The following is a 22995-nucleotide window of genomic DNA, read 5'->3' as shown; positions in this document are numbered from 1 at the left end:
GAAGGCTTTTGTTTTAAATATTAACCCTAAATGAAAATTATGAAACTAGAACACGTAAAATCTATCCTTTTCCTTTATATGGCATTTATGCTTTTTTCCTGCGAATCTTTGGATGACAATGTTGAAAATAGTGTAATGAACTTGAGCGAAATTAATGCAACAGCTACCTCAGGGTTTTGGGTAATAGCACGATTTGAAGAAGACGGTGTTGACCAAACCAGTAATTTTTCCGGTTATTCGTTCACCTTTAATACAGATGGAATTTTGAATGTTGCCAAGGAAGAATTATTAATGACAGGAAGTTGGTCCATTATCTCAAATTCAAATAGTAATGACGACGATGATAGTTCTAGTGATGACGATTCAAGTGATGATGTGGATTTTAATATCTTCTTTTCATCTTCTTCAAATTTTGAGGAACTATCGGAAGATTGGGAGATAGTTTCATATACAGAAACTAGAATAGAATTAAAACATGTAAGTGGAGGAGATGGTAGTATTGATGTTCTTGTTTTTGAAAAACAATAATTATTGAGGTTTTATCCAAATAAAAATTAAAGCATCCAGAAATATACCGTCAACAGTAAAGAGTTGGGCCTCGTTGGCGGTATTGATGGAGGTTTTAACCCAGGAGTTTATGAAAATGTAATTCCTTTTTTGCCCCACAACTAACTTTAGAGCATCCATTTTTTATGGGTGCTCTTTTGTTTTGTATATTTTGTGGTACTTGCTGCGGAATTAGCTTTGATATTATTAAATTTGTAACCCCTTTAAAAAGAAAAGAATGTTCGATAATTTAAGCGATAAGTTAGATAAAGCTCTACATGTACTAAAAGGTCATGGTCAGATTACAGAAATTAATGTTGCCGAAACGACCAAGGAGGTACGTCGAGCCTTATTAGACGCGGATGTTAACTTTAAAATAGCTAAGGAGTTTACCAATAAGGTAAAAGAAAAAGCTTTGGGGCAGAACGTTCTAACCTCTTTACAACCAGGCCAGTTAATGGTTAAAATTGTAAAAGATGAGTTAACGCAATTAATGGGTGGTGAATCTGAAGGAATTAACCTTTCCGGTAACCCTTCAATTATACTGATGTCAGGGTTACAAGGTTCTGGTAAGACTACTTTTTCTGGAAAGCTTGCGAATTTTTTAAAGACAAAAAAATCTAAAAAACCACTTTTGGTCGCTTGTGATGTTTATCGTCCTGCTGCTATTGATCAGTTGCATGTTGTTGGTGAGCAAATTGGTGTGCCAGTTTATTCTGATCGAGAAAATAATGATCCCGTTTCAATTGCAAAAGCTGGTATTGCAAAAGCAAAAGAAGATGGTCATAATGTTGTTATTATCGATACTGCCGGTCGTTTGGCGGTTGATGAAAAAATGATGACAGAAATATCTGATATTCATAAAGCGATACAGCCTCAAGAAACTTTATTTGTTGTTGATTCAATGACCGGGCAAGATGCTGTAAATACGGCTAAAGCTTTTAATGATATTTTAAATTTCGATGGTGTTATTTTAACCAAGTTAGATGGTGACACCAGAGGTGGTGCAGCATTATCTATTAAATCGGTTGTAGATAAACCAATTAAATTCATCGGTACCGGTGAAAAGATGGAGGCGATAGATATTTTTTACCCATCACGTATGGCAGATCGCATCTTGGGTATGGGTGATGTTATTTCACTTGTAGAAAGAGCCCAAGAGCAGTTTGATGAAGAAGAGGCTAGAAAAATTCAAAAGAAAATTGCAAAAAATAAATTCGGATTCGATGATTTCTTAAGCCAAATTCAACAAATTAAGAAAATGGGTAATATGAAAGACCTTATGGGAATGATACCTGGCGCAGGTAAAGCTCTTAAAGGCCTAGATATTGATGACGATGCCTTTAAGCATATTGAGGCAATAATCTATTCTATGACTCCTGAAGAGCGTTCAACGCCTTCAAAATTAGATGCAAGTAGAAAAAAGCGAATTGCCAAAGGTGCCGGTAGAGAAGTGCAAGAAATAAACCAATTATTGAAGCAGTTCGACCAAATGAGCAAAATGATGAAAATGATGCAAGGAGGTGGTGGTAAGAAGATGATGCAGATGATGGGCGCCATGAAGGGAATGAAATAGTAAACGAGCAACACTAACTTAAAAAATAGGGATATGGAATTATTGGATGGTAAAAAAGTATCCAACCAAATAAAGGAAGAAATCAAGGCAGAGGTTGCCAAGATGAGGGAAAGAGGAGAAAAAGTACCACATTTAGCTGCTATAATTGTAGGAAATGATGGTGCTAGTTTAACTTATGTAGGCAGTAAAGTGCGTTCATGCGAGCGTGTAGGTTTTGAGTCTACCCTAGTGCAAATGCCCAGTACAACTTCTGAACAAGAATTATTGAGAAAAATAAAGGAGCTGAATCAAGATGATAATATTGATGGCTTTATTGTTCAATTACCTCTTCCAGAGCAAATAGATACCCAAAAGGTGATTATGGCTGTAGATCCAGATAAGGATGTAGATGGTTTTCACCCTACCAATTTTGGTAAAATGGCATTAGATATGAGTACGTTTATACCAGCAACTCCTTTCGGTATTCTTGAGTTGTTAGAGCGTTATAAGGTTGATACTAAAGGTAAGCATACAGTCGTTATTGGTCGTAGTCACATTGTAGGTAGGCCAATGAGTATTTTAATGGGTAGAAAAGGATGGCCGGGGAACTCTACGGTTACACTAACCCATAGCGAAACAAAGAACATCACTCAAATTATATCTCAGGCAGATATTGTTATTTCTGCTTTAGGGGTACCTAATTTTCTAAAAGCTGAAATGGTTAAAGATGATGCGGTAGTTATCGATGTTGGCATCACAAGAGTACCGGATGATACCAAAGAAAAAGGGTATTATATTACGGGAGATGTTGACTTTGAAAACGTAAGTAAAAAAGCTTCTTTCATTACTCCCGTTCCTGGTGGGGTTGGTCCTATGACTATAGCTATGTTGTTGAAAAACACCTTATTGGCGCGTGAAAGACATAGAAGTAGAAATTAATAATTTCAAATTATAGTAATAGAAAACCCGACAATACTTGTCGGGTTTTCTATTACTATATAGTTAATGATTTTTAGATTCTTAAGTAATTCTTTTAGTCTTGAATTTCATTGTGCAATGATGTATTTATCTGGGTAGCGGTTGTTGTCGAATCATTAGGTTTTATAATGTCTATATCATTGCTATCGTCGTAATCACAGCTAGATATAACGGTAATTGAGCATAGAATGATGAAACTTAGAATAATGTTTTTCAAAACTTTTAATTTTAGTAATTAGCCTTGTTGCTCTATTATTAAAACGTTTCCAAATTAAAATTGGTATTCTTAAAAGGTTAAATAGTAAGATCCTGATAATACATCATTAAATTTATCCATTATGATAGTAACAGTTTGTAAGGTTATTATCTATAGGTATAATGTCAAATTGGTTGCTAAAATGATAAATCATATTATTCAAAATTAGTTATCATTTTTTTTTGACTAAGTTTATTGTCTTTATTAATAATGTAGTCTCCGTAACTAGCATCACCGAGCTTATTCAAGTTTTTGAATTTAAACAACAATATATGAAACAACACTTTTTTGATTCTTCGGTAGATATGCTTTGTATTGCGAATTACGATGGTTATTTTGTAGATATAAATCCAGCATTTGTTGGTTTACTGGGATACACAAAAGAAGAGTTGCTTTCAAGAAGAATAAATGATTTTGTTTTTGATCACGACAAAGATTCCACACAAGAAATTAGAGAAGGGATTCATAAAAATGAAAAACTCATTAATTTTCAAAATAGGTATGTCAGCAAACTTGGTGAAATAGTGTGGTTGTCTTGGACCGCAGTACCTGTAGATTCAGAAAAATTGGTTTATGCTATAGCAAGGGATATTACTGAAGAAATAAAACTGAAAAATGAGCGTATTCTTGAATTCACTAAGCTAAAAAGTGTAAATGAAGATCTTGTTAGATTAAACTATACGACTTCACATGATTTAAGAGCTCCTATTAATAATTTAATCTCACTTTTTGATATTCTGGATTTTTCAATGATTAAGGATGAAGATACAATGCAGATTTTGCGTTATATGGAAGTTTCCGCAAAAGGTGTAAAAGAATCATTAGAAAGTTATTTGAGTTTAATTGACAATGCCAGTAAAGGGTTACATAGTCTTTCTGAAGTGTTTTTTGAGAATATTTTAGCGAAAACAAGAAGTACTCTAAGCGCTATTATTAAAGGTTCTAAGGCCCAAATTGATTTTGACTTTTCAAATTGCCAAAGTGCTTATTTTGATAATGCTTACATGGAAAGTATTTTCTTAAATTTGATGACAAATTCTATTAAATATAAATTACCAGGTAGTCCTCCTAAAATGGAAATACGAACTGAAATAAAAGATGGTAAGAAGGTCTTGCTGTTTAAGGATTATGGGCAAGGCTTTGATATGGAAAAGAATGGTGATAAGATTTTCGGACTAAATCAACGTTTCAATAATACTCAAGAAGGGAAAGGTATTGGTTTGTATTTAATTCAAAATCAAATCAATAGTTTAGGAGGGGGAATTTCTGTTGAGAGTGAACCTAACAAAGGTGCTACTTTTATTGTTGTTTTTCCTGCTTTATAAATTTTATTTAAAAAAAAGTATTGCAATTAATTCTTCGCTATAGTATTTTTCATTAATTATCTTTAAGGTTATAATCAATATCCATCATGAAAAAACAAATATTTGCATTCGTACTTCTGTTTGGTCTTTTAGCTAGTTGTGAAAAGGTCGTTAAGCCAGTTCATGATATCAATGTTACATACGATGAAAGTTTGAGTGATACACTGTTAGATGGTAGATTGTTGTTAATGTTGTCTACAGATGATAGTGACGAACCTCGTTTTCAAATTAACGACGGTTTAAATACTCAAATTATTTTTGGGGTTAATGTAAATGATTGGGCACCAAATACACCTATTAAATTTGATGCTTCAGTATTTGGATATCCTTATTCAAGTTTAAAAGAAATTCCACCTGGGGAATATAATGTACAAGCACTTTTAAATGTGTATGAAACATTTGAATTGGCTACTGGGCAAACTGTGAAATTACCAATGGATAATGGCGAAGGACAGCAGTGGAAAAGTTCACCGGGTAATTTATATAGTACTCCATTTAAGATAAGAATAGCTAGTAATGGTATACAGAATGTGTCAGTTACTTTGGATCAAGAGATACCACCTATCGAAGAACCAAAAGATACAGAGTGGATAAAACATGTTAAGGTAAAGTCAGAAAAACTATCCGAATTTTGGGGGCGAGATACCTATTTAGGAGCACATGTTTTACTTCCAAAAGGATTTGATGAGCATCCGGAAGCTAAATACCCACTTATGGTTTTTCATGGTCATTTTCCGGCTGATTTTGGAGGTTTTAGAACTACCCCACCAGATCCTAAAATGAAACCAGAGTTTTCAGAGCGTTTTAATTTGGAAGGATATAATGTTATTGAACAACAAGAGGCATATGATTTTTATAAACGATGGAATGAGCCGGATTTTCCCCGTTTCATTATAATTGAAATTCAACATCCAACGCCCTACTATGACGATTCTTATGCTGTAAATTCGGCAAGTCAAGGTCCTTATGGCGATGCGATTACTTATGAGTTGATTCCCGAAATAGAAAAACAGTTCAGAGGAATAGGTGAAGGCTGGTCACGTTTCTTGTACGGAGGTTCTACGGGTGGCTGGGAAGCCTTAGCGGTACAGGTCAACTATCCGGAGGAGTACAACGGTTGTTTTGCCGCTTGTCCTGACCCTATTGATTTTAGGGCATATGCATTAACGAATATATACGACGATGAAAATGCATATTATTATCCAAGTGCCCATAAGAAACTAGAGGTCCCTTCCCATCGTAATTACTTAGGTCAAATACAATCTACTCTGAGACAGGGTAACCATTTAGAATTGGTTTTAGGAGATAAGTCAAGATCAGGACAACAATGGGATATTTGGGAAGCAACATATTCGCCACAAGGGGATGATGGCTATCCGGTAAGAATATGGGATAAAAAGACAGGAAAGATAAATCATAAAGTTGCCGAGTATTGGAAAGAAAATTTTGATTTACGGCATATTTTAGAGCGTGATTGGGATAAGCTGGGTGACAATCTAAAAGGTAAAATTCATATTTACTGTGGTGATATGGATAATTATTATTTGAACAATGCGGTGTATCTAATGGAAGATTTTCTGGAAAGTACTACAGAACCCTATTATGAAGGTGAAGTATTATACGGTGACCGAGCAGAGCATTGTTGGAACGGAGACCCAGAGTTACCTAATGCTATAACCCGTTTGCGATATAATAGCATGTATGTGCCCAAAATTATGGAACGTATAGAAAAAAGTGCCCCTAAAGGGGCTGACTTAACGAGTTGGAGGTATGAATAATATTAATAGGTAATAAGATTGAAGTAGTTAATTATAGAATTCAAATTAAATTATGAAATATAGAAGATTCGGGCGAACCGATTGGCAAGTAAGTGAAGTTGGATATGGTATGTGGGGTATGGCAGGTTGGACGGCCAGTGATGATGAGCAATCAGCAAAGTCATTAGATTTAGCTGTTGAAAACGGTGTTAATTTTTTCGATACGGCCTGGGGCTATGGAGAAGGCCATAGCGAAGAATTATTAGGTGAGTTGGTGAAAAGACATCCTTCAAAAAAAATCTATACCGCTAGTAAAATTCCACCTAAGAATTTTCAGTGGCCAGCGAAACCTGAATATGCTTTTGAAGATTCTTATCCAACAGAGCATATTATGGATTATACCCATAAAACTTTGAAGAATTTAGGGTTGGAGCAAATAGACCTTATGCAATTTCACACATGGGATGATGTTTGGAGCGATAGGGAAGAGTGGCAGCGCGCTATTGAAGATTTAAAGACTTCTGGTAAGATAGCTGCAATGGGTATAAGTATGAACCGTTGGGAGCCAGAAAATGGTATTAAGGCTTTGAAAACGGGGCTCTTAGATGCCGTACAAGTTATTTATAACATATTTGACCAAGCACCGGTCGATACTCTTTTTCCTTTATGTAAAGAGATGGATATTGCCACTATAGCAAGAGTACCTTTTGATGAGGGTACATTGACCGGAACAATGACAAAGGAGACTACTTTTCCTGAAGGCGATTGGAGAGGAACTTATTTTGTGCCTGAAAATTTAATTTCTTCGGTAGAACATGCAGATGCCTTAAGACCACTTATTCCTGAAGGAATGACTATGGCAGAAATGGCGCTTCGTTTTATTTTAATGAACGATAATGTGAGCACTACAATACCTGGTATGCGTAAACAACGTAATGTACTAGCGAATACTGCAACAAGTGACGGAAAGGGTTTGTCTGCTGAATTATATGAAGAATTAAAAAAGCATAGATGGGATAGAGTACCTACTTCATGGTCTCAATAATTCCTTTTAAAAAAGATTCATTTAATTTAAAAACCATCAACCCTATAGTAGGGTTGATGGTTTTTGGTTATTAGGATGTCGTAAACTATATTGCGGGCAATAGAAACTTGCTTAAATTATTTAGCAAATAACTGACTCATATCTTTAAATGCTTTGAATTCTAAAGCATTACCTGCTGGGTCATAAAAGAACATTGTGGCTTGTTCACCAACCTTTCCTTTAAAACGTACGTACGGTTCAATAACGAACTTTACATTTTTCGATTTTAGTTCTTCCGAAAAGCTTTGAAATGTATCCCACGGTAAAACCACGCCGTAATGAGGTACAGGAACATCATGCCCATCAACAGGGTTATGATGTATACTTTCTACTTCTGACTTCGGCTTGTAATGAATCACCAATTGATGACCGAAGAGATTAAAATCTACCCAATGGTCGCTACTACGACCTTCTTCGCAGTTTAGAATCTCGCGATAAAATGTTCTGCATTCTGCCAAATTATGAACTGGTATGGCAATGTGAAATGGAGTTACGTTTTGCATAATCACTTATTTATAGTATTGCTCCTCTAAGAAAGCAATTATTTTGTCATTTACTTCATTTTGGTGCATAGAATGCCCAAAACCCTCGGTACTTACCAATTCACTTCCTTTCCAATGTTTATGAACATCAACAGAAGCATGATAAGGAGTTATCTTGTCTAGTCTGTCATGAAAAAGTAAACCTTTTTTAGAATTGGTCAATACAAATCTTGAACTCGAAAATTCTTTTATGGTAAATCCAAATCTAGAATAATAGTATTCTTCAAGTACTGTCATTACCTTATTGCTGAATCCTAATAGATTTTTATAATGAGTAAGAATTTCATGAAATTCTGATGGCGAGCCAACCGTTACAATTTTTTCTATGAATACATTTGGGTTTTTATGCTCGTTATATAGAACAGTCATGCCGCCAACTGAATGGCCAATGACCGTTTTAGGCTTGTATTTTAGTATGATTTCTTGTAAAGCCTCTGCGTATAAAGGAACATTCATTAATTTACCTGTTGAATACCCATGGGCCGGGGCGTCAAAAGCTATAATGTTATAATTAGCTCTTTGCAATTTTTCAATTAGCTTATGCCAACGCCAAGTATTGCTTTCCCATCCATGTACGAGTAGTACGGTTTCCCTATTTCCTGACCAGTTGTATAGCTGAATTGAATGCCGCGCTAGGTTAATAACTTCAAGTTTAGCATCGTCTAAATACTGTTTTTGGTTGGGTAGAACTTTTCCTTTTCGAACGGTACAAAATACTTCGAATGCTTGGCGAGCTATTTTGTTTGGTAGAAACCAAACAAAAATATTGAAATAGAGACCGTAAAGTTTTGGTATGATTTTTTGAAGTAAAACAGGCACTATTTTAACTTTTATAATATGAATGCAAAACTAGTTTTTTTTGGGTGATATGATATGTTGTAAAAACCAAAAATCAATCCCAACCGATCATCATATATTTCACCTTTGCCTTATCCGGTATTTGAACTTCTTCAATTTTGCTGTTGGTATTATAACGCAGACTTTCAGGAAGCTCTTTTTTGTCTATAGTAAAATACAGGTCACTATCCTTCAATAAAACCACTACATTATTCAATGAGGTTATGATTTTTTTAATGGGGTAATTGTCCTTAATTTCTTTAAAGGTACTCTCTTTAGAGATTCCTTTTTTAGTGACAAATCGGCTGTCATTAATTTGAATATTCTGTATGGTTGCAATACTATCTCTATTTGGTGTAAGGGTAAGTAACAATTGCCCACCTCTTTCGTATATTTTTATTTTACTAGCACCACTGCCAAAATTCAATTTCACGGTATCTTGTACTACAGAGTCTTTTTCAAAAATCAGGTCAATATCCCTAGCCAAGCTTTGTTTGGTTAATTTGCCAACTTGATCTCCAGATATTTGAAAATCATTTTTTTGTTCTCCTGCGCAATTCATCAATATGCAACAGCTCAATATCACTAAAAATGTATAACTAATCTTCATAATCTATCTCATCACTTTTTTTAATACACCAAGTACACCTCTTATAAATGTAGCACTTGTTAATACTTTTATTATTGGATTTTGTCTTGTACTTGTTCTATTTGAAGTTCTTCTGGCGACTGGTTCTTTTTTTTCTTTTTCTGCCAACTTCTCTGCATCCTCTATTTTTTCGTTAAGAATTTCATACGCACTTTCTCGATCTATAATTTCATTGTACTTCTTGACCAAAGTAGACTTATCGATTACTTCTGCTAATTCTTTATCCGTTAAAACATCCATTCGGCTCATAGGAGCTCTTAATAAAGTAGCTGCAAGTGGTGTGGGCCTACCCTTTTCATCTAAAGCTGAAATTAGGGCTTCGCCAATACCTAAAGAGGTCAGTACTTCTTTAGTGTCATAAAACTCAGATTCTGGGTAGTTTTCTGCTGTTAGTTTTATTGCCTTTCTGTCCCTAGCGGTAAAAGCTCTTAATGCATGCTGCACCTTCAAACCTAATTGGGCCAATACATCGTTGGGTACGTCCGTTGGGTTCTGAGTCACGAAATAAAGACCGATACCTTTTGACCGTATCAATTTAACAATGTTCTCAATTTGGTCTAATAAAGCTTTTGAAGCCTCTTTAAAAATAAGATGTGCTTCATCAATAAATAATATCAATTCCGGTTGGTCGCTATCACCTTGTTCTGGGAAAGTGGCATAAATTTCAGCCAATAAACTAAGCATGAAAGTGGAAAACAATTTAGGTCTATCTTGTATATCGGTCAACCTTAAGATATTGATATAACCCCTACCTTTTTCGTCAATTCGAGTTAGATCGTTGACATCAAAAGATTTTTCACCGAAGAACAATTCAGCACCTTGTTGTTCAAGCTCTATAATTTTTCTTAGTATGGTACCTGTTGAGCTGGTAGATATTCTACCGTACTCTTTGGTAAATTCCGCTTTGCCGGCACCTGTAGCGTATTGAAGAACTTTTTTAAAATCCTTTAAATCTAATAAGGGCATTTTTTGGTCATCGCAGTATTTAAAAACTACGGCAACGATACCTTCTTGTGTTTCTGAAAGGTCTAGAATACGGGATAAAAGAATTGGTCCGAATTCAGAGACTGTGGCTCTAAGTTTAACGCCATTTTGTTCTGATAAAGAAAGTATTTCTACTGGGAAACTACTTGCTTCAAAAGGGATGCCGATTTTTGCATGTCGTTCATCTATTTTAGCATGACCAGCACTCGGTTGTGCTAATCCACTTAAATCACCTTTCAAATCCATTAAAAGAACAGGGATTCCTTTTTGTGATAAATTTTCGGCCAAAACCTGTAATGTTTTGGTCTTGCCTGTACCTGTAGCACCAGCAATTAGACCATGGCGGTTCAACGTTTTTAGTGGAATTTTCACCAAAGCGTCGGTTACAGCTTCACCATTTAGCATTGCTGCACCCATAATTATATAATCACCTTTCGTTGCATATCCCTCTTCAATATGCTTAAAAAAATCTTCGGAACTGGCCATTTAATAAATTTTGCATAAAAATAGGGGATTTTTAACCAAACCAAAAGCTAAGGGTTGTCTTAAATACTACTTAGTTTTCAACAGTTGAAGAGCATGGAAGAATAGGTTATGCCGTGTTTATTCTGAGGTGTACACACCAAGAAAATTAGGAAGTAAAACGTATCTTTGCCAGATGAAAAATGTGGAGGTACTTGAAAAAGTGAATCAAGGGGTGTTTTTGCCCTTAATGGAAGAATTCTACACCATACAGGGCGAGGGTTTTCATAAGGGAACTGCAGCTTACTTTATTCGTGTAGGTGGCTGTGATGTAGGTTGCCATTGGTGTGATGTAAAGGAGAGTTGGAATGCTGAAACGCACCCGCCTACAGATATTGAGAAAATTGTTGCCAATGCAGCTAAATATTCAGATACTATTGTTGTAACTGGTGGTGAGCCTTTAATGTGGAACATGAAACCATTAACGAGTGCATTAAAAGTTAAGGGATTAAAGACACATATTGAAACTTCGGGTGCTTATGCATTAACGGGTAATTGGGATTGGATCTGTCTTTCCCCCAAGAAAAATAAATTACCTGAAGGCCGAATTTACGATGAAGCTCATGAGCTGAAAGTGATTGTGTTCAATAAACATGATTTAATTTTTGCCGAAGAACAAGCTGCAAAAACAAACGCGAATTGCATATTATATTTACAGCCAGAATGGAGTGTACGAGATAAGGTTGTTCCTATGATTGTAGATTACGTGATGAAAAATCCGAAATGGAAAGTATCATTACAAACCCATAAGTATTTAAATATACCTTAGGTCAAAAAAACCATGCAATTGCATGGTTTTTTAATTTATATGAATTCGTTATTAACGACCGCCATTGGCACGAATATCTAAAATACATTCTGGGTCAAGACCTACTACGGCAGCATTTGATTTTGAAGCCGTATGCTGTAAAAGTTTCAAAACGCTATTTCCAGATAGGGTACAACCTGCTTTTATGCCAGCTTCATATTTTGCAATTGAATTTGCTCGAATAGATTTTCCTGACGAACCGCCAAATAGTAATTCTGCACGCATAAGGCATCCGCTTTGATTACAATGATTGTCGCCGGCTAATTCTCCCCCACTATTTTCAGATTGAGATTCATGGTCATTCACCATATCGGTACCTAAATTAACTAATCCAAAAAGATGTCCAAATTCATGGTTTAAAGTAGTCGTTTCTACGTCTGCATCACTAATTAAATTACTTCTGGCCGCTAACTGCTTAATGGTAACTTCATGAATAATCATAGAAGTGTTTCGATAAACGGCCCCTAATGTTACTAGACCACCTTCTAGGTCGTCGCCTTCTGCAGGCGCGTCCGCAAAATAGATATAGATAGCTAAAGTGCTGCCAGAGTTATAGGCAGTTCTGTTTTTAGTTTCTAAATCTGCAATTTCTTGAAGGGTAAGCTCATCTTCTACAGGGCTTGAAAGTTCTTTGTATACAAGTTGAATATCTGTCTTAAAAGTATGTTCTTTAAGATAATCCATAAATTGGGTCATTGCAGACTCTGTGGGTTTGAACCCAGTTACATAGGCAATCTCGATTAACATTTTATCAAAATTTTCGTTCGATAGAATATCGTTCGCAGAATCTCCTGTAGCCAATAAGTTCGCTTTTTTGTCGATTTCTGAAATTGTAGTATCCTCTTCAGGATCAGATGAACTTTTCGAACAGGAAACGAAGCAAGCAATTAGCGCTATGAGTAATAAGCTTTTTAATATATTCATATTCTTGGTTTGTCTGATAGGATAACGAAAAAATAGATCAGCTATTATTTAGCGTGGGTCAATCTTGCTAAATAGTCGTAATGTTCGCCTTCCATTACAAGTTCGCAGGTGAAATTACTATAATTTGCTGCTCGCTGTAATGTGTTGTAATCTACATATAGCCAAGGGAATGTCTCGCTTTTTTTATTTTTGTACTCCATGCTGAAACTCACCTCACCATAATAGTTTACATCTTCAGGAATCCAATAGCCACCATCTTCATCATTTTCGAACATATAAATAATATCGCTAGAGTCTAAGAGAATTTGCCCATCAGTTTTAAGTAATGATTTCAATTTAGCGAAGAATTTTTCTAAGCCATTTAGAGTACCTGCTAAGCCAACACCATTCATTAAAATTAAAATAGTGTCGTATGTTTTTCCTTCGAAGTTTAAAAGATTTTCATTGATGGTGTTTTTAAGGCCTCTTTGTTTACTTACCTCAATAGCGCCTGGTGAATTGTCTAAACTGGTAACCGAAAGACCTTTGTTTTGCAAATACAGACTATGGCTACCCGCACCGCAACCAACATCTAAGATTTCTCCTTGGCAAATTTTTAAAGCTTTCTGCTCCAATTTGGGCATGTCTTTGAAAGACCTGAACATATAGGGTAGGGGTATTTGGTCTTCCTCATCTAATGAAGAATAGGTAATGATATCTTCACTGTAATTACCTTGCTGATAGTCTAAAAGTGCGGTTCCTAAAATATCTTCTTTCAAATTCGTATTATTTCTATATGCAAAAATCTTTCTTTTTGGAACTACTTTCCTAGTTTTGGGTCATAAATTTAGATTATGGATGAGGTTTTGCGTCAATTACCCAAGAAAGCTAAGGAAAAACATAGCGAAAACAAGAAGTTCTTCGCAAAACTGAAAAAGAAAACTCCAAAGAACTTAGATTATATAATGCAAGAGTTGCATGAGGCAGAATTTAAACGAACGGACTGTCTTACCTGTGCCAATTGCTGTAAAACCACGGGGCCTCTTTTTACAAATGCCGATGTAGAGCGAATTTCCAAGTCGTTTCGAATGAAGCCTCAAAAGTTTATTGATACGTATTTACGGATTGATGAAGAAAATGATTTTGTACTGCAACAAGTGCCTTGTACTTTTTTAGGAGCGGATAATTACTGTTCTATTTACGACGTTCGCCCTAAGGCTTGTCGAGAATTTCCGCATACCGACCGCAAGAAATTTCAGCAAATAAGCAATCTTACCTTGAAAAATGTTGAGATATGTCCTGCGGCTTATACTATAGTTGAGGAGATGAAAAAGTTGATGAAGTAACTTGTTGATGGGTGTAAGATTGAATTAAAAGAGTAAAGATTTGGATGTATAAAGATGATATCATCAATGAGGCTATTTAATTGTTGTAAGTAATTAGAAAAATGAAAGAAAATACACATTGCAAGTCGAAATAAAAAATCCAAGAATCAGATGTTACAAATGTATGAGGCCTTTAAGCACATGTATTTGTAAACACATTAGTGCTTTCAAGACTAAAACTCGTTTTATTATTCTTATGCACCCGAAAGAGTACAAAAAGGAAAAGAACGGAACGGGGTATATGACTAATCTTCAACTTGAAAATTCAGAAATTATAGTTGGTGTCGATTTCAGCAATAATGATCGTGTAAATGAAATATTGACCAATGAAAAAAGTTGTTCTTTCTTACTTTACCCGGGAAAAGATAATTTTAACCTTTCCAAAAGAAAAGACTCGGAAATGAATTCTTTTATGGGTAAAACTCCTCATATCTTCCTCCTCGATGGTACATGGCCTTGTGCCCGTAAAATGCTTAAACTAAGTAAGAACTTGCAAAAATTAAAAAGAGTGAGCTTTGATAATAGTATAGAATCAAAATTTATTATCAAGCAGCAGCCAGAATCTCTTTGTCTCAGTACTATTGAGTCAGTCTATACGGTCTTAAATTTACTTAAGAAAGGTGGGGTAGAAGAATGCGAGACGAAGGACTTTCTTACTCCTTTTGAAAAAATGATTGAGCATCAACTCGAATATATTCTAAACCCAAATAGTAAAAACTATTGTTCAACTGCGAACAGAGAGATTCTTCCCAAGAAGATGTATAGGAATAATACGGAAAGAAATATTGTTTTTGAACTAGAATAGATGGAATTACTGAATCAATACCGAATAAATCAAGTATTATAAAAACTGGTTGTAACACCAGGTATATAGCCCGAAAGAAATTTCAGCAAATAAGTGATCTCATACTTAAAAATGTAGCCATTTGCCTTGCGGCTTATACTATAGTTGAGGAGATGAAATAGTGAATTAAGTAGTTTTGTATAATTCTTGCTAATTTTAAGATTATTAACTTGGATACATAAGTAAGATATCATTAATGATGTTATTCATTTGTTAGCCACCATTAAAGACATATGTCAAATCAAAATAATTTTATTTATATTGAAAATGTAACTGAAAGAGATTTATTAAAAGCCCTTCAAGACTTGGCAAATCTCTATTCTGACTCAGGTTATACTGACGAAATAAAACTTTATCGAAAAAAAGACAACTACGATTTATTTTCGGTTGTATTTACTAATTTACCCGATTTTGAACGATTTGCGTATTTTGTAAATTACTTATATCTGCCATTTGAATTGGATAAATTCGAGCCTAAAATCAAGGGTTTCTATCAAGTTAATAATATATCGGACAATTTTGAATTCAAAACAAAAAATTGGGTTCAATTATTTATGACAAAAGATGATACAGATTTAGATGAAGTAAGTATTGTAAATGAAATCGACGAGAATTATAATTATGATTTTGGTGGTAGAGTTAAAAAATTAAGCAAAGAACTTCAAGACTATAATTTTATAGACTTAGACTTGAATCAATATTATTTCATCACAGAAATAAATCCAAACCAAAAGAATAAAAAGTCAATGAAATTGGAATCTAATCCTTGGTGGAAATTTTGGTAAAAATAACGTTGGCTAGCAAAACCTAAATGTAATGCGGTCTTTAGGGCTAAATCGAAAGGTCTGTGTATATTTAAGAAGTCGCTAAATCTTATGTATTTAGCTTTGGAGAAGAAAAAATAAAACTAAACCAAAAGTTTTAGTTTAGTGCGCAGACGGAAACCAAAAGTTTCCTTGCCTCCTTACTATTATTAGCTCAATCGACGTGTGGAATTAAAAAAACATAAGTATATAAGTGTCAAGTCAATTATTCATTTTAGCGATTATGTTAGCTTTTGTCTCATGGTTTGTTGTAATCATTGAAATGATTGCAATACATTCATTTTCCAGACTCTTCTTTGGTTTTGGAATTCCTGTCTATAAAACTACTTTGAAGATTGATGAATATGATTGGTTCAAAAGGCCCATAGAGGTAGTAAAAAAAGATGAGGGTAAATTTAAATTTACTGAGGATGGGTATATTTACTTTTTATCTCAATTTTTTTTTGGGAAATTTTTCCGAACAACAACGCCTTTTCCATTCAAAGCAACTGCAAAGATTACGGTTAATGGTCGAGTAGAAATTAAAGCAAGAATGCCATTAGGACCAACTCTTTTCTTGTTTTGTTGGGTAGTCGGTTGGACAGCTGGAACCGTTGGAATGAGTATTGAATCTGGGAATTACGGTGCTATGTTATTTGGACTTATTGGATGGGGTTTTGCCGCCTTGATGGTACGAATAAGCTATCCTGTGGAAAAAAAACGAATGGACTTAATGGTCAGCGAATTAAAAGAAATAATAACTACACAAAGCAACACCTCCTATGAAAACCCTTCGTCCATTTCAAACTTAAATCGATAACCATTATTTTTACTACATGGAACAAATCATATCTTATTTCGAAACCATACCAGCTGCACATCGATCTTTAATTCTGGTAGGCGGAATAACGTTCTTTTGGATATTAGAAGGTATTGTACCGTTGTTTAATGGGAGCTATGACAAATGGAAGCATTCCTTGCCTAATTTCTTTTTTACATTGACTACTATCGTTATTAATTTTCCATTGGCATTTTTGCTCTTAAAAACATCTGATTGGGCAGTTATCAATGATTTTGGAATAATTAATTGGTTGCCAACAATGCCATTATGGGCTTATGTTTTTTTAGGTGTCGCCTTATTGGATTTAATTGGCGCTTACACGGCACATTTAGTAGAACACAAAGTAAAACCGTTGTGGATGGTGCATTTGGTGCATCATACCGACCATAATGTTGATACGACTACAGCGAATCGACATCATCCGTTAGAGAGTGTCATTCGTTATGTATTTACATTGTTAGGGGTATTTGTTGTTGGTGCACCTATCGGGATCATTATGCTATACCAAAGCCTGTCTGTAGTGCTTTCCCAATTTAATCATGCGAATATCAAGCTACCAAAAGGGGTAGATAAAGCATTGAGCTATGTGTTGATTTCACCAGATATGCATAAAGTACATCACCATTATGTATTGCCCTATACCGACAGTAATTATGGGAATATCTTCTCGTGGTGGGACCGTTTGTTTGGAACCTTCATGCATTTAGATAGAGATAAAATCATCTACGGTGTTGATACCTTCCCAGACGAGGTTGCAAATGGAAAAATTAGTTCATTGCTAAAGTATCCGTTTGTGGGCTATCGTAAACCTACAACCGATATTACCGAAGATTAATTTCTAATAAAGCAGATATTTCGCTCTAATTTTTTTAAATCTCTCTAAGTTTGGCTGCCATGATGCTTTGATTTCAGCATCTGAATTACCTGCTTCAATTTGTTTTTGCAACTTCTCGGTACCGGCGTGTTTCGTAAAACCACTCGTGAGAAAGAATTTACTTTTGTCTGTGGTATGGGTATAGGCATCAATAATATAATCCATCGTTACCTCATTCATTCGTTCTGTATTACCTAAATCTTTTCCGTAACATAATTTACCTTCTTCCTTTGGGTGTTTAGAACCAAAATTCGGCTCAGGCGTATAGGTGAAATTATAGGCCGTGCTGTCTAAAAAAGAAGCACCGTAGCGTTGAAACTGAAACTCTGTTCCGCGACCAGCATTCACATTTGTACCTTCAAAAAGACCAAGGCTAGGATAAAGTGTTATAGAGATGTCATTTGGTAAATTCGGTGAAGGTCGTATGGGTAAACTATAAAAACTAGTATGGGTCCAATTTTCTAACGGTATAACGGTCAAATCTACTTTTGTACTATTTTCTAGCCATCCTTCTTCATTGATCATGTTGGCATATTCGCCAATCGTCATACCGTAAACCAATGGAATTTCGGTCATTCCTAAAAACGAGGTATGTGCTGTCTCCATTATTGGTCCGTCAACATAATGACCGTTGGGGTTGGGCCGGTCTAAAACCATCACAGGAATCCCTTTTTCAGCGCATGCTTCCATTACCAATTGCATTGTCGCGATAAAGGTGTAGAAGCGAACACCAACATCTTGTATGTCAAAAAGAACCATATCAAGGTCTGCCAATTGTTCTTGACTAGGTTTTCTGTTCTTACCATATAAAGAAATAAGGGGTAGCCTTGTTTTAGTATCGGTACTGTTTTTTACATGTTCACCAGCATCGGCCTGACCTCTAAAACCATGCTCAGGAGCAAAGACTTTCTTGATGTTTACATTCAAAGATAGTAACGAATCGACTAAGTGTGTCTGGCTTCCATTATTGAATATTACGCTGGTTTGATTGGCGACAATCCCTATTTTTTTTCCTTTTAATAAAGGTAGGTAGACAGCGGTTCTATTAGCGGCAACAATTATTTCTTTTTCTGCTTTCTCAATTTGTGGTTCAGAAGGTGGCGGTGTTGTAGAGGCTATCTTTTCAGTTTGGTTTCCGCAGGTGGCCAATACCAAAAACCATAATAAAACTGTACTTTTGAAATTGGATAAATATAACATCATTTGAATCTAGAATATTTTATCGCCAAACGGCTTATAAAGGGTAAGGAGCATAAAATTAGTATATCCGCACCAATAATAAAAATAGCAATTGCCGCAATTGCTATTGGTGTAATTATGATGTTGATTGCCATTGCTACAGGACTTGGGTTAAAGGAGAAGATTCGAGAAAAAATCACCGCCTTTAACGGTCATGTTCAAATCTACAATTACGATAACAATAATTCTGAAGTTTCTGTCGTGCCCGTTAGTACCGAACAGGATTTCTATCCTGAATTCAAAAGTGTTGATGGTGTTGTTCATATACAGGCCGTAGCAACCAAGGCGGGTATCATTAGAACAGAAGAAACTTTTGAAGGCATTATCGCCAAAGGTGTTGGCACAGACTATAATTGGGCACCATTCAAAGAATTTTTGATTGATGGGGTTTTACCCGATTATAATGAGGAATTGAATTCTGATGTGTTGATATCGAAGATAATGGCAAATCGGTTGAACCTTAAAGTAGGCGATTCTTTCTTCACCTTTTTTTTGAGGGATGATGCAGCCGATAAAATTCCCAACCAAAGAAAATTTACAATTACCGGAATCTATGATAGCGGTTTTGAAGAAATTGACGGACTCTACATTTTTACTGACATACGGCACATTCAACGTATGAACAAATGGAAAGAAACCGAAGTGGGTAATTTTGAAGTATTTCTAAATAGTTTCGATGATATCGATGAAAAGAGCAATGAAATATATGGCATTACAGTATCAAGTTTAGATACCAAATCGATTAAGGATAAGTATTATAAAATCTTTGAATGGATAGGCCTCTTCGATTTCAATATTGCCTTGATCATTGGTATCATGATTATTGTGGGTGGTATTAATATGATAACCGCATTACTCGTTTTAATATTGGAACGCACCCCTATGATTGGTATTTTAAAAGCCTTAGGTATGCCAAATTGGAGTATTCGCAAGGTGTTTTTGTACAATGCAGCATACTTAATTGCTGTTGGGCTATTTTGGGGAAATCTTATGGGTCTTGGTATAATATTCATTCAAAATAAATTTCGATTGTTCAAATTCCCTAATCCAAAGGAATATTACATTGAATATATTCCCGTAAGTATTGATTTGTCTATAATACTTCTTTTAAATATTGGGGTTTTATTACTTTGTCTGTTAATGCTGTTGATTCCATCATATATCATTACTAGAATAACTCCAGTGCAAGCTATTAGATTCGAATAGTAGTTTTTCAATAGCTAAATCTACTTTTAATCTTTCATTAACCCCCTTTTTGGTAAATTTGATGTAAAACACATTAGATGCGTCAAAAATTAGTTCTTACCCAAATTTTTCTATTGTTCATGGTCATTGTAAATGCCCAGAAACTTACTAGAAACGAAAAGAAAATTGTCAAAAATATTGAACGGAATAATGCTGAAGCAATTTCCTTTTTAGAAAAAGTCGTGAATATCAATAGCGGTACCTTAAACCTAAAAGGAATAGAAAAAGTAGGTAAAGAATTTGCAGCCGCTTTTGAAGAAATAGGTTTTGAAAGTACCTGGATACCAATGCCGGAAGAAATGAATAGAGCCGGTCATTTATTTGCTGAAATTAAAGGTTCTAAAGGCAAGAAATTATTACTTATCGGTCATTTAGATACGGTTTTTGAAGAGGATAGTCCGTTCCAGACTTTCGAAATGGTCAATGATTCCATAGCACATGCACCTGGGGGCAATGATATGAAAGGTGGTGACGTAATCGTACTTTATGCTTTGAAGGCCTTGAAAGAAAACGGACTTTTAAAAGATGCCCAAATTATTGTTGCTTTTACCGGTGATGAAGAAAGTACGGGTAACCCTTTAGAAGAAAGTAGAAAAGATTTAATTGCCGCGGCCAAAAGAAGCGATATAGCTTTAGGTTTTGAAACTTCAACCGGTTTCAATTATGCTACTGTGGCGCGTAGAGGTTCATCTGATTGGAAAGTGGTAGTGGAAGGTAAAAGAGCACACTCCTCAGGTATATTTAGCGAAAATACCGGTGCAGGTGCCATATTTGAAATGTCACGGATTTTAAACGGATTTTATACCGATGTTAGAGGTGAAGATTTATTGACCTTTAATCCGGGTACTTTGCTCGGTGGTACTTTTGTGGAGTTTGATGAAATGACAAGTAAAGGCACTGTTTTTGGCAAAACAAATGTGGTTGCCCAAAAAGCAGAGGTTCGTGGCGGACTCCGTTTTATATCCGAAGAACAAAAAGAACGTGCACGTGATAAAATGAGAGAAGTGGTTTCGAATAATTTGCCGCATACCACTGCTACAGTAACTTTTGAAGATAGTTACCCAGCCATGCAGCCTACAAAAGGCAATGAAGTGTTGTTGGCTAAATTGAATACCGTAAGTCTTGATCTAAACCAAGGTGAAGTTATCGCATATGACCCTGGTAAACGAGGTGCGGCAGATACATCTTTCGTTGCAGAATATGTAGATTGTTTAGATGGTTTAGGTACTATGGGGAATGCTGCCCATACACCTGAAGAAACGGTTAATTTGAATACTATTGAAGCACTTACGAAAAGAACGGCACTATTAATTTATAGATTGATAAATGAGTAATAAAACAACGCTTAAGGTTGGAAATCAAATAGTAACCATTGAAGGCGGAGAACTTGTAGGGTATCAAGTTTCTGGTCATGAATTTATGCACCAAAAAGGGAATCCTGGTTGGCGAAGTGTCGATACCGAAATGTTTCCGATTATTGGTCCAACAAACGAAGCTGGGTTTAAAGTAAGTACACCAAAGGGCGATGCTACTCAAGATCAACATGGTTTGCTTCGAGAAATGAAATATACGGTTACTGGAAGTACCGCAAGTAAAGCTGTTTTTACTAAAAAATACAGCGCAAATACAGGGGTTTTGAATTCTAAATATCCCGAAAAATCAACGGCAGAAAAGCTTAGTTGGCCATATGATTTTGAATTTGTAAAGACATTCGAGCTAAAGGATAATGAGTTGGTAATAACCTTTACCATTTCTGGTGATGAAGGTATGCCGTTTATGATAGGATATCATCCTGCATTTATGCTTCATTCTAAAAACCCGATAATTTCAGTCGGCGATAAAGAAATTTCAATTGATGAGGTGATGGCAGTAGGCAGTAGGGCATTGCAAGTGCCTAACACGAATGTTATTAGCTTAAGTGATGAGAAAAAATTACAAATTTCAACGGAAGGTTTTAAACATTTTATGCTTTGGACCGAAGTGCCGAATATGGTTTGTATAGAGCCTATAACTTTCTATCCTTATGCAGTAAAACAGAAAAATTTAGCTGACGGTTTTATGCACTTAACCAATAAACCGAGCAAATTTAAAGTAGGGTTGAAACCAATGTAGTTCTTAGCTTATCTTAAATGCCGGAAAAATGTGTTACGATATAAAAGCCAGTTTAGAGGCACAATTAAAACGGGCGACAAGAAATCAAGATTTAAAGGCGATTGAAGAGATTATTGAAAAATTAGTTCCCCTAACTGATTTACCGCTGCACCATGCCTCTGGATTTTCGCATCCTGAGGTGTTGATTTATACTAATGAAGACCCGTTTCACCCAATTGTGGCCACTTGGGGACTCATACCACATTGGGTTAAAAGCGTTGAACAGCAAAAGAAAATTTGGAACAATACTTTAAATGCCAGGGTAGAAACCATTTTTGAAAAACCAGCATTTAGAGACGCTGCAACTGAGAAAAGATGTATTCTTTATGTTGATGGATTTTATGAACATCACCATTATAAAAATCAAGTATATCCGTTTTTTATCCAACGAAAAAATAAGGGACCATTAGCACTTGCCGCTCTCTGGTCTGAATGGATCAATCCAGATGATGGGGGTATTATTACATCTTTTTCTATCGTTACGACAAAAGGGAATACAATGATGTCTAAAATTCACAACAATCCAAAGTTGAATGAACCCCGAATGCCATTAATGCTTTCTGAAACTATGGAAGAGCAATGGCTTACATCATCAAGGGATGTTGAAAATAAAATAAAGGAATTGTTGAGTGACGACAACGGTGTAGTTTTGAATGCGTACACCGTAGGTAAACTACGGGGTAAAAATTACATCGGTAACGTAGTATCGGTTTCAGATGAAGTCGTATATAAAGAATTGGAAGCCGAAGAATTAAATTTGTAATCATCGGCGTATAGTGAGTTTTTAGCCGACCGCGTTCGATAACGATTAAAAGGTAAGGGTGAAAT

General features: G+C 35.4%; 24 protein-coding genes and 1 pseudogene. 17 read left to right on the top strand and 8 right to left on the bottom strand.

Features of this window, described 5'->3' with window-relative positions:
* The first annotated feature begins 39 nt into the window (after positions 1 to 39).
* From AACZ41_RS12780 to AACZ41_RS12770, 3 genes are all read left to right on the top strand, one after another.
* Positions 40 to 528, top strand: coding sequence for a hypothetical protein (locus AACZ41_RS12780; protein ID WP_339628886.1), 489 nt, complete (start codon positions 40 to 42; stop codon positions 526 to 528).
* 256 nt (positions 529 to 784) lie between these two features.
* Complete coding sequence (ffh, locus tag AACZ41_RS12775; RefSeq protein ID WP_339628885.1) at positions 785 to 2122, top strand: signal recognition particle protein; 1338 nt, start codon at positions 785 to 787, stop codon at positions 2120 to 2122.
* Positions 2123 to 2155: 33 nt separating this feature from the next.
* Complete coding sequence (locus tag AACZ41_RS12770; RefSeq protein ID WP_091622067.1) at positions 2156 to 3040, top strand: tetrahydrofolate dehydrogenase/cyclohydrolase catalytic domain-containing protein; 885 nt, start codon at positions 2156 to 2158, stop codon at positions 3038 to 3040.
* A gap of 94 nt (positions 3041 to 3134) precedes the next feature.
* Here the strand turns inward: AACZ41_RS12770 and AACZ41_RS12765 are convergent, their stop codons facing one another.
* The gene (locus tag AACZ41_RS12765; protein ID WP_339628883.1) at positions 3135 to 3296 is read right to left on the bottom strand and encodes a hypothetical protein; all 162 of its coding nucleotides are present in this window, start codon (positions 3294 to 3296) and stop codon (positions 3135 to 3137) included.
* A 311-nt stretch (positions 3297 to 3607) separates the two neighbouring features.
* Between AACZ41_RS12765 and AACZ41_RS12760 the strand changes: the two genes are divergently transcribed.
* From AACZ41_RS12760 to AACZ41_RS12750, 3 genes are all read left to right on the top strand, one after another.
* Complete coding sequence (locus tag AACZ41_RS12760) at positions 3608 to 4660, top strand: PAS domain-containing sensor histidine kinase (RefSeq protein ID WP_339628882.1); 1053 nt, start codon at positions 3608 to 3610, stop codon at positions 4658 to 4660.
* Positions 4661 to 4746: 86 nt separating this feature from the next.
* The gene (locus AACZ41_RS12755) at positions 4747 to 6477 is read left to right on the top strand and encodes a hypothetical protein (RefSeq protein WP_339628881.1); all 1731 of its coding nucleotides are present in this window, start codon (positions 4747 to 4749) and stop codon (positions 6475 to 6477) included.
* Between the two features lie 52 nt (positions 6478 to 6529).
* Positions 6530 to 7501 carry an aldo/keto reductase gene (locus AACZ41_RS12750; RefSeq protein WP_339628880.1) on the top strand — a complete coding sequence of 324 codons (972 nt, stop codon included), beginning with the start codon at positions 6530 to 6532 and terminating at the stop codon, positions 7499 to 7501.
* Positions 7502 to 7617: 116 nt separating this feature from the next.
* Here the strand turns inward: AACZ41_RS12750 and AACZ41_RS12745 are convergent, their stop codons facing one another.
* The 4 genes from AACZ41_RS12745 to AACZ41_RS12730 all read right to left on the bottom strand — a co-directional run bounded on the left by AACZ41_RS12745 (position 7618) and on the right by AACZ41_RS12730 (position 11038).
* On the bottom strand, positions 7618 to 8043 hold the full coding sequence (locus AACZ41_RS12745) for a VOC family protein (RefSeq protein ID WP_335634396.1): 426 nt from the start codon (positions 8041 to 8043) through the stop codon (positions 7618 to 7620).
* A 6-nt stretch (positions 8044 to 8049) separates the two neighbouring features.
* Positions 8050 to 8901 (bottom strand): alpha/beta hydrolase, encoded by an 852-nt coding sequence (locus AACZ41_RS12740; protein WP_339628878.1) that lies wholly within the window; start codon positions 8899 to 8901, stop codon positions 8050 to 8052.
* 73 nt (positions 8902 to 8974) lie between these two features.
* Complete coding sequence (locus tag AACZ41_RS12735) at positions 8975 to 9481, bottom strand: hypothetical protein (protein WP_339628877.1); 507 nt, start codon at positions 9479 to 9481, stop codon at positions 8975 to 8977.
* 51 nt (positions 9482 to 9532) lie between these two features.
* Positions 9533 to 11038, bottom strand: a complete 1506-nt coding sequence (locus AACZ41_RS12730; protein WP_339628876.1) for a helicase HerA-like domain-containing protein — start codon at positions 11036 to 11038, stop codon at positions 9533 to 9535.
* A 172-nt stretch (positions 11039 to 11210) separates the two neighbouring features.
* On the opposite strand from AACZ41_RS12730, the gene AACZ41_RS12725 reads away from it, so the two are divergent.
* Entirely contained in the window at positions 11211 to 11843 is a 633-nt protein-coding gene (locus tag AACZ41_RS12725; protein WP_339628874.1) for a 7-carboxy-7-deazaguanine synthase QueE, read from the top strand.
* A gap of 51 nt (positions 11844 to 11894) precedes the next feature.
* Here the strand turns inward: AACZ41_RS12725 and AACZ41_RS12720 are convergent, their stop codons facing one another.
* Complete coding sequence (locus AACZ41_RS12720; protein ID WP_339628873.1) at positions 11895 to 12806, bottom strand: hypothetical protein; 912 nt, start codon at positions 12804 to 12806, stop codon at positions 11895 to 11897.
* A gap of 44 nt (positions 12807 to 12850) precedes the next feature.
* Positions 12851 to 13564 (bottom strand): class I SAM-dependent methyltransferase, encoded by a 714-nt coding sequence (locus tag AACZ41_RS12715; protein ID WP_339628872.1) that lies wholly within the window; start codon positions 13562 to 13564, stop codon positions 12851 to 12853.
* A gap of 75 nt (positions 13565 to 13639) precedes the next feature.
* On the opposite strand from AACZ41_RS12715, the gene AACZ41_RS12710 reads away from it, so the two are divergent.
* The 6 genes and pseudogenes from AACZ41_RS12710 to AACZ41_RS12685 all read left to right on the top strand — a co-directional run bounded on the left by AACZ41_RS12710 (position 13640) and on the right by AACZ41_RS12685 (position 17493).
* The gene (locus tag AACZ41_RS12710; protein ID WP_091622102.1) at positions 13640 to 14131 is read left to right on the top strand and encodes a YkgJ family cysteine cluster protein; all 492 of its coding nucleotides are present in this window, start codon (positions 13640 to 13642) and stop codon (positions 14129 to 14131) included.
* 118 nt (positions 14132 to 14249) lie between these two features.
* The gene (locus AACZ41_RS12705) at positions 14250 to 14975 is read left to right on the top strand and encodes a tRNA-uridine aminocarboxypropyltransferase (protein WP_339628871.1); all 726 of its coding nucleotides are present in this window, start codon (positions 14250 to 14252) and stop codon (positions 14973 to 14975) included.
* Positions 14976 to 15046: 71 nt separating this feature from the next.
* Positions 15047 to 15136: pseudogene (locus AACZ41_RS12700) on the top strand (YkgJ family cysteine cluster protein); the annotation flags it as partial.
* Between the two features lie 111 nt (positions 15137 to 15247).
* The gene (locus tag AACZ41_RS12695; protein ID WP_339628870.1) at positions 15248 to 15799 is read left to right on the top strand and encodes a hypothetical protein; all 552 of its coding nucleotides are present in this window, start codon (positions 15248 to 15250) and stop codon (positions 15797 to 15799) included.
* Positions 15800 to 16031: 232 nt separating this feature from the next.
* Positions 16032 to 16637: a hypothetical protein gene (locus AACZ41_RS12690; protein ID WP_339628869.1), complete on the top strand. Its 606-nt coding sequence runs from the start codon at positions 16032 to 16034 to the stop codon at positions 16635 to 16637.
* A gap of 16 nt (positions 16638 to 16653) precedes the next feature.
* Positions 16654 to 17493: a sterol desaturase family protein gene (locus tag AACZ41_RS12685; protein WP_339628868.1), complete on the top strand. Its 840-nt coding sequence runs from the start codon at positions 16654 to 16656 to the stop codon at positions 17491 to 17493.
* Between the two features lie 3 nt (positions 17494 to 17496).
* Here AACZ41_RS12685 and AACZ41_RS12680 read toward each other — a convergent pair whose 3' ends face one another.
* Complete coding sequence (locus AACZ41_RS12680; protein ID WP_339628892.1) at positions 17497 to 18732, bottom strand: DUF1343 domain-containing protein; 1236 nt, start codon at positions 18730 to 18732, stop codon at positions 17497 to 17499.
* A gap of 3 nt (positions 18733 to 18735) precedes the next feature.
* Here AACZ41_RS12680 and AACZ41_RS12675 point away from each other — a divergent pair, with 3 nt between their 5' ends.
* The 4 genes from AACZ41_RS12675 to AACZ41_RS12660 all read left to right on the top strand — a co-directional run bounded on the left by AACZ41_RS12675 (position 18736) and on the right by AACZ41_RS12660 (position 22930).
* The gene (locus tag AACZ41_RS12675) at positions 18736 to 19977 is read left to right on the top strand and encodes an FtsX-like permease family protein (protein WP_339628867.1); all 1242 of its coding nucleotides are present in this window, start codon (positions 18736 to 18738) and stop codon (positions 19975 to 19977) included.
* Positions 19978 to 20054: 77 nt separating this feature from the next.
* Entirely contained in the window at positions 20055 to 21350 is a 1296-nt protein-coding gene (locus AACZ41_RS12670) for a M20/M25/M40 family metallo-hydrolase (protein ID WP_339628866.1), read from the top strand.
* The gene (locus AACZ41_RS12665; RefSeq protein WP_339628864.1) at positions 21343 to 22128 is read left to right on the top strand and encodes an aldose 1-epimerase; all 786 of its coding nucleotides are present in this window, start codon (positions 21343 to 21345) and stop codon (positions 22126 to 22128) included. Before AACZ41_RS12670 ends, AACZ41_RS12665 begins: the two co-directional genes overlap by 8 nt.
* 28 nt (positions 22129 to 22156) lie before the next feature.
* Positions 22157 to 22930, top strand: a complete 774-nt coding sequence (locus tag AACZ41_RS12660) for an SOS response-associated peptidase (RefSeq protein ID WP_339628863.1) — start codon at positions 22157 to 22159, stop codon at positions 22928 to 22930.
* Positions 22931 to 22995 lie beyond the last annotated feature (65 nt).

Origin of the sequence: uncultured Maribacter sp., assembly GCF_963974015.1 — a bacterium.
Taxonomy (GTDB): Bacteria; Bacteroidota; Bacteroidia; order Flavobacteriales; family Flavobacteriaceae; genus Maribacter.
The sequence above is the reverse complement of the archived record's forward strand: the minus strand, read 5'-3'. Positions and strand labels throughout refer to the sequence as shown.